The organism is Hydrogenobaculum sp. 3684, assembly GCF_000213785.1.
In the GTDB taxonomy this organism is placed as follows: Bacteria; Aquificota; Aquificia; order Aquificales; family Aquificaceae; genus Hydrogenobaculum.
In genome coordinates this window covers 1,098,126-1,110,168 of the sequence record NC_015557.1, presented here as the reverse complement: position 1 = coordinate 1,110,168, position 12,043 = coordinate 1,098,126, and the positions used below count along the sequence as shown (strand labels likewise).

Genomic DNA, 12,043 nt, shown 5'->3' with positions numbered 1-12,043 from the left:
CCTATGGAAGAAGAAATCAAGCAAGAAAATGAGAATATTCAAGAAGAACAGGAAATCACAAAAGAAGAGCTGTTGGAAAAATATTCCAATTTAGAAAAAGAATACGAAGCACAAAAAGAAAGATGTTCAAAGTTAGAGAGTCTTTTAAGAGTGTCAAATGAAAAATTGGTTTCTTTGCAAAAAGAATTAGAGCAATTGAAAGAGCATTATAGAAAAGAACGAGAGCATCTTAAAAAATACGCTCACGAGGGCATAGTAAAAGATATGCTTGATGTAATTGATAATTTTGAAAGGGCGATGGCTCAGTTTAGCAACATGGAATCTTTGGACCAAAATACAAAAAATATACTTTTAGGTATAGATATGATATATAAAGATTTAAAGAACATACTCAAAAAGCATGGAGTTGAGGAGTTGGAGCTAAAAGGGCAAATCTTTGATCCTACCATAGCGGAAGCTGTAGATACAATTCAAGACGATAACCTTGGACCAGATGAAATAGTTGAAGTAATTACAAAAGGCTATAAATTGCACGATAAGGTTATAAGAGCGGCAAGGGTAGTGGTAAACGTAGCAAGAGAAGAAATCACATGATGCTGGTGCCAAACTCTAGGAAAATAGCTGGTATCTTTATAGATGGGACAAACCTTTACTTTGTCCAAAAACAGTTTTTGGATTTTAAAGTAGATATATTAAAGTTAGTTAGATATTTTGCGAACTACTTTGTTATATACAATACTTTTTTTTATCTGGCTTATAAAGAAGAAGAGGAAAAGCAAAATAAGTTTTACAGAATGCTTACCTTTGGCGGTGTTACTGTCATCAAAAAAGCTGTAAAACAATTAAAAGACGGCAGCATGAAGGGAAACCTTGATGTAGACCTTGCGATGGATTGCCTTCTTACCAAAGATAACTACGATGTAGCGATACTTGTAACCGGAGATAGCGATTTTGAAAAGCTTATAAATATACTTAGGACCTTTGGCAAACAGATAATAGTAGTCTCTACAAAAGATAGCTCTTCTATAGAGCTTGTAAATATATGTGACCTTTTTGTGGAGTTAAAAGATTTGGCACCTTTTATAAAATTAGAAGAGCATGAAAAACAAAACAGTACATAACTATATAATAGTAAAAGGTGCAAGACAACACAATCTTAAGAATATAGATGTAGATATTCCAAAAAATAAGCTTGTAGTAATAACAGGCCCTTCTGGTAGTGGTAAATCCTCTTTGGCTTTTGATACGATATATGCGGAAGGGCAAAGAAGGTATGTGGAATCTTTATCTTCTTACGCAAGGCAATTTTTAAATGTCATGGATAAACCAGAAGTAGATAGCATAGAAGGTTTGTCTCCTGCCATTGCCATAGACCAGAAAACCACCTCTCACAACCCACGCTCTACGGTGGGTACTATCACAGAAATATACGATTATATAAGGGTTTTTTGGGCAAACCTTGGAAAACCAAAATGTCCTATATGCGGAAGGGTTTTGGAAGGGCTTTCGGCTCATGAAATATTGGAGCATATATACAACAAATATAAAAACAAAAAGGTTCAGATTCTTTCTCCCATAGTAAGGGGGAAGAAAGGCGAGTTTAAAGATGTTTTTAAAAGCATAGAAAAACGGGGATTTTCAAGGGTAAAAGTAGACGGCAATATATACAGAATATCAGAAGTGCCTTCTCTTAACAAAAATCAAAAACACGATATAGACATTATAATAGATAGACTTACTTTGATTGAAGAAGATAGGCCAAGGGCTTTGCTTGCTATAGAAAAAGCCCTAGAACACGCCCAAGGGCTTGTTAAGATGGAAGACGTTGAGTCTTCTTCTTTTGAGCTTTTTAGTGAAAATATGGTTTGTCCAGAGCATGGATTTTCTATACAAGAGCTTAGCCCAAGACTTTTTAGCTTCAACTCTCCATACGGTGCTTGTCCTGTTTGTAAAGGTATTGGTGTAAAATGGGAGATAGACGAATCCGCTCTTGTAGATATCAACGCACCTACTATAAACGCCATTAGGATATTTAACGAATATCAGTTTTTTGATTATTTAAAGTATCCAGTTTTAGAGATTTTAAGAAAGTTTAAAATAAACCCAAATACAGCTTTTAAAAATATACCTAAAGAAATAAGAGAGCTTATACTTTATGGCTCAAGAGGCAACTACAGTTTTTATTTTGAAGGTATCATACCGCACTTAGAACAAAGATATATGAACGCTGAAGAATCTGATCGTGTTAAAGATATGCTTGAGGGTTTTATAAGAGAAAACCCATGTCCTGTGTGTGAAGGTTCTAGGTTAAAGCAAGAAGCTTTGTCTGTTTTTGTGCTTGATAAAAATATATGGGATGTAGTAAAAGTATCGGTGGATAAAACCTATGAGTTTTTTGATAGCATAGAAGAGAAGCTAACTGACAAAGAAAAAGAGATAGCAAAACCACTTTTAAAAGAAATAAAAAACCGTATAAAGTTTTTATTAGATGTGGGTCTTGATTACATATCTTTGGGAAGGAGTGCAAATACGCTATCCGGTGGCGAGATGCAACGTATAAGACTTGCTACACAAGTAGGTTCTAAACTCACCGGCGTTTTATACGTGTTGGATGAGCCATCCATTGGTCTTCATCCAAGAGACACTGGAAAGCTTATAAACACATTAAAGGAGTTAAGGGATCTTGGAAACACCGTTATAGTGGTAGAACATGATCACGAAACTATAGAATCGGCCGACTACGTGTTGGAGCTTGGGCCAGGTGCTGGTAAAAACGGCGGTTATATAGTATCTAAAGGTAGCGTAGAGCAGATTAAAAAAGATAAGAAATCTCTAACGGGTGGTTATCTTTCAGGTAGGCTTTCTATAGAAATACCAAAACAAAGAAGAAAACCCCAAAAAGGCTTTCTTACTATAGTAGGGGCCAAGGAAAACAACTTAAAAAATATAACGGTAAGATTTCCGGCTGGGCTTTTTATATGTGTAACAGGGGTTTCTGGTAGTGGAAAATCAAGCTTGGTTTACGATATACTTTGGCAATACGCTAAAAGACATTTTTATAGTTCTTACGAGTATATAGGTAAGTTTGATAAGATAGAGGGTATTGAGCTTTTTGACAAAGCCATAAATGTAGACCAATCTCCCATAGGAAGGACTCCCAGAAGCAATCCAGCCACCTATGTAAAAGTCTTTGATGCTATAAGAGAGCTTTTTAGCCAAACCCCCGAGGCAAAAGCGAGAGGATATACACCGGGTAGGTTTTCTTTCAACGTAGAGGGTGGGCGTTGCGAGGCTTGTCAAGGAGAAGGTGTTATAAAAGTTGAGATGCACTTTTTGCCCCCTGTCTATGTAACTTGTGATGTTTGTAAAGGTACAAGATACAACAAAGAAACGCTTGATATAAGATATAACGGTAAAAATATATCGGACGTTTTAAATATGACAGTAGACGAAGCTTACGAATTTTTTAAGAATATACCTTCTATATCAAAAAAGTTAAAGCTACTTCAAGAGGTGGGACTTGGTTATATACCACTTGGTCAAAACGCTACTACTTTGTCTGGCGGGGAAGCTCAGAGGATAAAGCTTTCAAAAGAACTTTCCAAAAAAGATACCGGCAACACCCTTTATCTTCTTGATGAACCTACTACAGGTCTTCATACTGACGATATAAAAAAGCTCATCTCTATACTTCAAAGGTTGGTTGATAAGGGAAATACTGTAGTGGTGATAGAGCATAACTTAGATGTTATAAAATGTGCAGATTGGATAATAGATATAGGACCAGAAAGCGGTGATAAAGGAGGATATCTTCTTTTTGAAGGTCCACCAGAAGAGCTTATCCATCATCCGCATTCCTACACTGCAAAAGCGCTTAAACCTATTTTGGAGGTTTAAATGCTTGAAAAAGATTATATTTTCAAGATTTTAGCGTTTTTAAAAGCTAGGAACAAGAATGTGTTTATAGCATGGCAAGAAGAATCGGTATTAAACGGTAGTATAGCAACTATAGTAAATGTATCAAGCGAATCTATATCTTTAGCTTTTGAGCATCAAGAAACGCTTTATTCTATATCTCCTGGCAAAAATGTGTTGGTTAGAACTGGCATACTTTTGAGGCCTCTTCTTTTTAATGTAGTGTCTAAAGAAAAATCTATAGCTAATCTTAATTATATCAACATAGTGGCTGTAGATAGAGAAAAAAGAAGATTTTTAAGGATAAATCTCGAGGATCCAATAGATGCCACCGTGATAATTATCAATCTGTTCTTCCAAGCAAGAATAATAGATATATCTGAGGCTGGAGCCGGTATTATAATAAACACAAATAAACCTTTAGACGCATTTTCCAATAAATATGCAGATATACAATTTACTCTTTTAAATAATATAATTAGAATGAAAATACGTTTTGCTTGGATAAGTAAACCAAACTTTGAGCAGTTTTTTGTTGGTGTTGAGTTTTTAGCGGATAGTTTTCAGAAAAATAAAATCCAAAAATTTATGATAGACAATATGTATAACATAGAACAAGAAATGCTTGAGTTTCTCAGTTTTTTGTGAGACCTGCTTGTGATAAAAACCATTGAAAGATCTTGCTCTGGTGGGTTAAAATCTTTTTCATGAGATACGATGTAATAATTGTAGGTGGTGGACCAGCTGGGCTTTCTTGCGCTATAACTATTGGTTCTGCGGTAGAACACGAAATGGAGTTTGCCAAAGGCAAAAAGGTGCTTGTCATAGATAACGGTAATTCTGATCTTAAAAGCGCAAAACTAAACAACGTACCCGGTATAAAAAGAGGTACCATCGGAAAAGAACTATTAGAGCAGATAAAAGACCAAGCCAAAGAGTATTCTTGTGTAGAAATATTGGAAGATACGGTTCAAAAAGTTTTGAAAAATAGCGGTTTTATAGTGCAAACTGCTTCTGGCAATAGTTTCGAGGCTGATGTTGTAGTTTTAGCCTCTGGTTTTAAGGCTTTTGATATAGAAGGGTTAGACTTAGATGTTGTAGAAAATCCTCTTTCACCAAAACCAGGAAGGGTTATGATAAAAACAAACAAAAACTATGAGGCTCTTGATAAAGATGGCAACGCTATAGAAAATCTTTATATAGCAGGACTTTTAGCAGGTTTTAGCTCTATGTTTACTTGCGCGGCTGGTTCTGGTGTACAAGTGGGGATAAATATATTAAACAAATACGCTGGAAAACCAATAGTAATTCACGATGTTCCGTAATATTTGCTAGACTTTTTATTTTTAAGCTTATTTTAGGCTTTTATGATAAAATAATATCGTTATGTTAAAAGCTTTAAAACAAGGAATTATTTTAATTTTAGGACTTATTTCTTTATCTTTGGCATGGCATAGAAAATATGAGCCTATGTCAAACTGCGACGTTAATTCTATAACTGCAGATGCCAGTTCTTATGTGGGGGATATAAAAGATATAAAGGTATCTCACACCAAAAAAGGATGTCTTTACACTGTGAAAGGGAGTAATGGTATAGCAAAATTTGATGATGATGGTAATCTTTTGTACTACAAGAAAAAAAGATGAAAGCAGCAGTACTTGGTTCTGGAGCTAGAGAGCACGCTATAGTCTGGAAATTAAGACAAGATCCACGCATAAAAGAAATATTTGTTTTTCCAGGAAACGCCGGCACTTCTAAGATAGCTAAAAATGTTGAACTTGATGCAAACAATATAGAAGATATAGCTAAGTTTATTGTAGATAACTCTATAGATATAGTTATACCTGGACAAGAGATTTACTTGGTAAAGGGTATAAAAGATTTGATAGGGGATAAGTCGTTTGTTTTTGGTCCTTCAAAAAAAGCATCAAACCTTGAAAGCTCAAAAGACTTTGCCAAAGCTTTTATGTCAAAGTATGAAATACCTACTGCTAACTACGGTAGTTTTACAGATCCCAAAAAAGCGCTAAACTTTATAGAAGATATAGGTTATCCTGCTGTTATAAAAGCCGATGGTCTTGCCTCTGGTAAAGGTGTAGTGATAGTGTCTTCAAGACAAGAGGCTTCTCAAGTTTTAGAAGATTTTATGGTAAAAAATAAACTTGGTGAATCTGGAAAAAAAGTAGTGATAGAGGAATTTCTACGAGGAGAAGAAGCTTCTTATATAATAGCTATAAAAGATGGTAAGTTTGGTGTTATGCCCACATCTCAAGATCATAAGAGGTTAAAAGACAACGATGAAGGTCCTAACACCGGTGGTATGGGTGCTTATTCACCGGCCCCTATTATTAATAAAGAACTAGATAAAAAGATAATAGAGAAGATTGTAAAGCCTGTAATGTATGGCTTAGGACAAGAAGGTTTAAACTATACGGGGTTTTTGTATATAGGGCTTATGATATCTGAAGGAGAACCTTATGTTTTGGAGTTTAACGTAAGGCTTGGAGATCCAGAAGCCCAAGTACTTATGCTAAATCTAAAAAAAGAGCTTCTTGATGTAATATCTGATCCAAGTGTTTTGCAAGGCTCAAATACCGATGAGTTTGCAGTGGGTGTTGTGATGGCTTGTAAAAACTATCCTTATTCAAACTGTGAGCCAACACCTATAAGAAATTTGGAAAAAGCCCAAGAAAAAGGCACTATTATATTTCAAGCCAATACAAAACTTATAAACGATGAAATCTACTCTTTGGGTGGAAGAGCCCTAACCGTTTGTGCTACATCAAAAGATTTGAAAGAAGCTCTAAAAAAAGTATACGATGCTATAACTCTTATAGATTTTAAAGATGCTGTTTATAGAAAAGACATAGGTCAAAAAGCCTTTAAATACCTATGAGATTAAAATTTTATCTTACACCTATACTAATTGTCATTTTTAGTATATTTATATTTTCTTGCTCTTCTAAACCCTCTGGTGCCAAAACTATAAACATAAACAACGCACAAGTATCTGTGTATTTTTCACCCAACGGCGGGGCATCGGATGCTATCATAAGAGAGATCGATCATGCACATTCTTTTATAGATATAGCAATGTATGCTTTTACATCAAGACCCATCGGTCAGGCGGTTATAGATGCTTACAAAAGAGGCGTAAAAGTTAGACTTGTAATGGATGTAAGAGAAGCAAACACAAGATATTCAAGATCAAGGTTTTTTTACAGAGCCGGCATTCCTATAAAGACCTTACCCGTTGAAGAAACAAGGTTTGTAAAAGGTCTTATGCACAACAAATTCGCCGTTATAGATGGTAAAGAAGTAATCACTGGTTCTTACAACTGGACTGCATCTGCTGAAAAACTAAACTATGAAAACCTTCTTATTATTAAAAGCCAAAAACTAGCAGATATTTATGAAAAATACTTTAATTGGATGTTTTCTATAGGAAACGATTTTAAGCCTAAGGAAGATAGCGGTTATTGATATGGGGTTTATAATAGGTTTTCTTTTAAGCGTTTTTGGTTATCTTCTTGGTTCTATCTTGTTTGCTAAGATAGTAGCCTCTTACAAGGGTATAGATATCACATCTGTTGGTAGCAAAAGTGCAGGGGCTACAAACGTCACCCGAACCCTTGGTAAAAAATACGGTGCTTTGGTGTTTTTACTGGATGCTTTTAAAGGATTTTTGATAGCTATTTTAGATAGATTTTATATAGATCCAAGCTCTCTTTGGTTTGGGATTGTGATGGTATCACCGGTGATTGGTCATATATACTCTTATAGAGCTGATTTTAAAGGTGGAAAAGGGGTAGCCACCGCTTTTGGAGTGGTGTTTGGGATATCGCCTTTACTTGCTTTAAAGATGTTCTTGGTTTGGGCTGTTGTATTTTATCTTTTTAGATATGTATCTTTAGCTTCTATAACATCTGTGTTAGTAGGGTATTTTTTGTTTTTGGAAGGAGATTTTACTACATCTCAAAAACTTGGAGCTAGTTTGATAGCTTTTCTTATACTTTATAAGCACAAAGACAACATTTTTAGGCTTTTAAACAAAGAGGAATATAGGTTTAAATGAGTGTTTTTATAGGGGTTTTGCACTGGCCTGCTACTGATAGATACGGAAATAGAATCATCACATCTTTTACTACCCTTGATCTTCATGATATAGCAAGACCTGCAAAAACCTACGGTGTAGAGACTTATTATATAGCCCATCCGGTGGATGCTCAAAGGGAGGTTATCCAAAGACAGATAGAGTATTGGACTTGCCAAGAAAACAAAGATAAGCAGTTTACAAGGTATGAAAGTGTGGCTTTGGTAAAGCTTGTTTATAACTATGAGGAGATTATAGAAGATATTATCTCTAAAAAAGGCAAAAAACCAATAACGGTGGGTACCGATGCAAGGACTTATCCAAATACGATATCTTACAAAGAGCTTTCAGAGGCTATAAAATCTGGTGAAAACGACTATCTCATACTATTTGGCACAGGATATGGTATACCAAAATCTTTGATGGAAACCTTTGATCTTATATTAGAACCCATCTATGGGGCTTCCGATTGGAATCATCTGTCGGTTAGAAACGCCGCCGCCATAATCTTAGATAGGCTTCTTAGTAGAAATAGGTGTTAAATGTTATATTGGCTTGGTTTAGTCCTTAAAAGTCATATATTTTTATTCAACGTATTAAGATATATCACCTTTAGGGCGTTGATGGCTGTTATTTTAAGCTTTTTTATTACACTTGTTTTATCTCCTATTTTTATGAGAAAAGTAACAGCCCTAAATAGATTATACGGGGGCTACGTGAGGGAAGATACTCCAGAGACTCATTCTAAGAAAAAGTTTGTGCCTTCGATGGGCGGGCTTATAATAATACTTAGCCTTGAATTATCCTCAATTTTGCTTATGAGGCTTGATATAGCCCAAACATGGATAATGGCTTTTACCGTGCTTGGGTTTGCCATTGTTGGTTTTATAGATGATTTTGTAAAACTAAAAAATAAAAAAGGTATATCAGCAAGATCCAAGATGCTTGGTCAAATTGTAGTGAGCTTTGTAAGTGCGCTTCTTCTTTACTTCGTGGTTCATATAGATACCAATTTGTATTTCCCTTTTTTTAAAAGCCTAAAATTAAATTTAGGATATTTTTATATAGTTTTTGTAATGCTTGTACTTATAGCTACTTCAAATGCTGTAAACCTTACAGACGGACTCGATGGACTTGCTATAGTACCAGCTATGACCACCGCTTTTGCCCTTGGTATCATTTCTTACGTGGCTGGTAATGCCGTATTGGCAAAGTATCTTGAGATTCATTATGTTGAAAATGCCGGTGAGCTTGCTATATTTGGTATGGCTGTAGTGGGGGCTGGTCTTGGGTTTTTGTGGTTTAACTCTTTTCCCGCTCAAATGTTTATGGGGGATGTGGGATCTCTTGGGCTTGGAGCGGCCCTTGGTATGCTTGCTATCATGTCAAAGCAAGAACTAACCCTTATAATAGCTGGTGGAGTGTTTGTGGTGGAGGCCCTTAGTGTAATAATTCAAGTAAGCGTTTTTAAAATTACAAAGGGAAAACGGGTCTTTAAAATGGCGCCCATTCATCATCATTTTGAACTAAATGGCACTCCAGAACCAAAGATTGTTGTAAGAATCTGGATAGTTTCTATACTTCTTGCAATATTTACCATAGCTACGCTAAAATTAAGATGATGAACTTACCAAACGGTCAAACCCTTTGCTATGGTATCTTTGGATATCCGGTTAAACATAGTCTATCCCCTGTTTTTCAGTCTTTTGCTTTTAGTAAAAAAAATATAAACGCTATATATATACCTTTTGAAGTAAAACCAGAAGACTTGGAAATCGCTATAAAAGGCGCAAAAGCAATGTCTGTTAAGGGCCTAAATATTACAATACCCCATAAAGAAAGCGTGTTGGAATTTGTAGATGTGATCTCTGATGATGTAAAGAAAATAGGTTCTTGCAATACACTTCTTTTTGAAGAGAATATCATAAAAGCCTACAACACAGATTATATAGGTTTTAAAAGGGCTTTGGAAGAAAAAACTTCTTTAAATGGCAAAAAAGCTTTAGTGCTTGGAGCTGGTGGGACTTCGAAAGCTATAATATACGCTCTTACAAGCTCTGGTGTAAAAGTTTACCTTCACAATAGAACTATAAAAAAAGCCCTAAAACTAAAAGAGATTTTTGATGTAGAAGTGATAGGACACATAGAAGATATACTTCAATACGTAGATATCATAGTAAATACCACATCTGTGGGCTTAAAAGATGATGATGAAGCTCTTTTTGATTACGATAAGATATCAGCTCATCATATAGTTTTTGATGTAATATACAAAGATACAGCTCTTATAAAAAAAGCAAAAGAGAAAGGAGCCGTTGCTGTAAACGGCCTTCCCATGCTCGTTTATCAAGGCTTAGAAAGCTTCAAAATATGGACAGGTGTTGATGCTTTTGATATAGCGCCTCAGATTTTTGAGCTTTTAAAAGCATATAAAACTTAAACTCCTTCTATAGCTTTTTCTTTTACTTGTTTTTTGAAAAGCGCTTTGTTTACAGCATCCAAGAAGGCATTTGCGCTGGCTTTTACTATATCTGTATCCGTGGAACTGCCAGAGGATTTTATATCGTTTAACTCTATCAAAACCCTTGCTTCTGCCTGGGCATCGGTGTTTGGTGTAAGGGCTTTTATGGAGTAATCCAAAAATTTAGGTTCTTGAGGTAAGGCTTTTTCTATAGCTTTTATAACAGCATCTACAGGACCATCGCCGGTGGCTGTAAAAATCTTCTTTTCGCCGTTTATCTCTAAACTAACTGTGGCAGTGGGAAGTAAGTTGTCTCCAGTTTGCACTTGAAAGCTTATTAGTTTTAAAGACTTGTTGTCTTGTTTTAATACATCTTTGTAAATGAGGGCTTCTATGTCTTCGTCGTATATGTATTTTTTCTTATCAGAAAGAGCTTTAAACTCTTCAAAAAGCTTTTCAAACTCTTCTTCTGGGAGTTCTATACCAAGTTCTTGCAAGCGAGATTTTAAAGCGTGTCTTCCGGAGTGCTTACCAAGTACAACTCTGTTTGATGGAAATCCTACATCTTCTGGTTTCATGATCTCGTAGGTCATAGGATTTGACAACACACCGTGCTGATGAATACCAGACTCATGGGCAAAGGCGTTGTCTCCTACCACAGCTTTATTTGGCTGAACAAAGCTGCTGGTGATTCTACATAAAAGCCTACTGGTTTTGTATATCTCTTTTGTATTGATATTGGTATAAAGATTATCAAAGTATTCTTTTCTTACTACCAAAGCCATCGCCACTTCTTCAAGTCCTGCGTTTCCAGCCCTTTCTCCTATAGCGTTTATAGTGCATTCTACCTGCCTTGCCCCAGCTTTTAAAGCCATAAGTGAGTTTGCTGTAGCCATGCCAAGATCGTTGTGGCAATGCACGCTTATAATGGCTTTGTCTATATTTGGAACATTTTCTTTTATGCTTTTTATAAGCTCATAAAACTCCAAAGGCGTAGCGTATCCAACGGTGTCTGGTATGTTTATAGTGGTAGCGCCTTCTTTTATAGCCTCTTCTATGATTTTATAAAGAAAGTCTTTTGAGCTTCTGGTGGCATCTTCGCAGGAAAACTCTACATCGTCTGTGAAGTTCCTTGCAAATCTTACCGCTTTTTTAGCAAGTTCTAACACTTCTTCTTTGGTTTTTTTGAGTTTGTATTGCATGTGTATATCGGATGTGGCTATAAAAGTGTGTATACGTTTTCTTTCGGCTGGTTTTATAGCCTCAGCGGCTCTTTCTATATCTGTTTCGTTGGCCCTTGCCAAAGAGCATATGGTAGGTCCTTTTACCTCTTCAGCAATTAACTTTATAGCCTCAAAATCTCCTTTAGAAGCTATGGCAAAGCCAGCTTCTATGATATCAACCCCAAGTCTTGCCAGCTGATGAGCCATTTGTAGCTTTTCGTCTATGGTCATTGAAAAACCAGGGGCTTGCTCACCGTCTCTTAACGTCGTATCAAATATATATACTCTTTTATCATCCATAAAAATAATATCTAATTCTTATCATTAAAAACTATGAAACTAATCAGTTT

The 12,043-nt window shown here is 35.7% G+C and carries 13 protein-coding genes; 12 read left to right on the top strand and 1 reads right to left on the bottom strand.

Features of this window, described 5'->3' with window-relative positions:
• Positions 1–3 precede the first annotated feature (3 nt).
• The 12 genes from HYD3684_RS06005 (at position 4) to aroE (ending at position 10,449) form a co-directional block, all read left to right on the top strand.
• Positions 4–594, top strand: a complete 591-nt coding sequence (locus HYD3684_RS06005) for a nucleotide exchange factor GrpE (RefSeq protein WP_015419781.1) — start codon at positions 4–6, stop codon at positions 592–594.
• Positions 591–1,121, top strand: coding sequence for an NYN domain-containing protein (locus tag HYD3684_RS06000; protein WP_015419780.1), 531 nt, complete (start codon positions 591–593; stop codon positions 1,119–1,121). The genes HYD3684_RS06005 and HYD3684_RS06000 overlap by 4 nt, the downstream gene beginning before the upstream one ends.
• Positions 1,099–3,897, top strand: coding sequence for an excinuclease ABC subunit UvrA (gene uvrA, locus HYD3684_RS05995; protein WP_015419779.1), 2,799 nt, complete (start codon positions 1,099–1,101; stop codon positions 3,895–3,897). The genes HYD3684_RS06000 and uvrA overlap by 23 nt, the downstream gene beginning before the upstream one ends.
• Positions 3,898–4,563, top strand: coding sequence for a PilZ domain-containing protein (locus tag HYD3684_RS05990; protein WP_015419778.1), 666 nt, complete (start codon positions 3,898–3,900; stop codon positions 4,561–4,563). It abuts the gene before it with no gap.
• A gap of 59 nt (positions 4,564–4,622) precedes the next feature.
• Positions 4,623–5,240 (top strand): FAD-dependent oxidoreductase, encoded by a 618-nt coding sequence (locus HYD3684_RS05985; RefSeq protein WP_015419777.1) that lies wholly within the window; start codon positions 4,623–4,625, stop codon positions 5,238–5,240.
• Positions 5,241–5,301: 61 nt separating this feature from the next.
• A complete protein-coding gene (locus tag HYD3684_RS05980; RefSeq protein WP_015419776.1) occupies positions 5,302–5,562 on the top strand; it encodes a hypothetical protein in 261 nt (86 codons plus the stop codon).
• The gene (gene purD / locus HYD3684_RS05975; RefSeq protein ID WP_015419775.1) at positions 5,559–6,812 is read left to right on the top strand and encodes a phosphoribosylamine--glycine ligase; all 1,254 of its coding nucleotides are present in this window, start codon (positions 5,559–5,561) and stop codon (positions 6,810–6,812) included. Before HYD3684_RS05980 ends, purD begins: the two co-directional genes overlap by 4 nt.
• Positions 6,809–7,399: a phospholipase D family protein gene (locus HYD3684_RS05970; RefSeq protein WP_015419774.1), complete on the top strand. Its 591-nt coding sequence runs from the start codon at positions 6,809–6,811 to the stop codon at positions 7,397–7,399. Before purD ends, HYD3684_RS05970 begins: the two co-directional genes overlap by 4 nt.
• 1 nt (position 7,400) lies before the next feature.
• Positions 7,401–7,991, top strand: coding sequence for a glycerol-3-phosphate 1-O-acyltransferase PlsY (gene plsY / locus HYD3684_RS05965; protein ID WP_015419773.1), 591 nt, complete (start codon positions 7,401–7,403; stop codon positions 7,989–7,991).
• Positions 7,988–8,551, top strand: coding sequence for an RNA methyltransferase (locus tag HYD3684_RS05960; protein ID WP_015419772.1), 564 nt, complete (start codon positions 7,988–7,990; stop codon positions 8,549–8,551). Before plsY ends, HYD3684_RS05960 begins: the two co-directional genes overlap by 4 nt.
• Positions 8,552–9,631 (top strand): phospho-N-acetylmuramoyl-pentapeptide-transferase, encoded by a 1,080-nt coding sequence (gene mraY, locus HYD3684_RS05955; RefSeq protein ID WP_015419771.1) that lies wholly within the window; start codon positions 8,552–8,554, stop codon positions 9,629–9,631. It begins immediately after the preceding gene.
• Entirely contained in the window at positions 9,628–10,449 is an 822-nt protein-coding gene (gene aroE, locus HYD3684_RS05950) for a shikimate dehydrogenase (protein WP_015419770.1), read from the top strand. The genes mraY and aroE overlap by 4 nt, the downstream gene beginning before the upstream one ends.
• On the opposite strand, the gene leuA is transcribed toward aroE, so the two are convergent.
• Entirely contained in the window at positions 10,446–11,993 is a 1,548-nt protein-coding gene (leuA, locus tag HYD3684_RS05945; protein WP_015419769.1) for a 2-isopropylmalate synthase, read from the bottom strand. The two genes, aroE and leuA, sit on opposite strands and share 4 nt — an antisense overlap.
• Between the last annotated feature and the right edge of the window lie 50 nt (positions 11,994–12,043).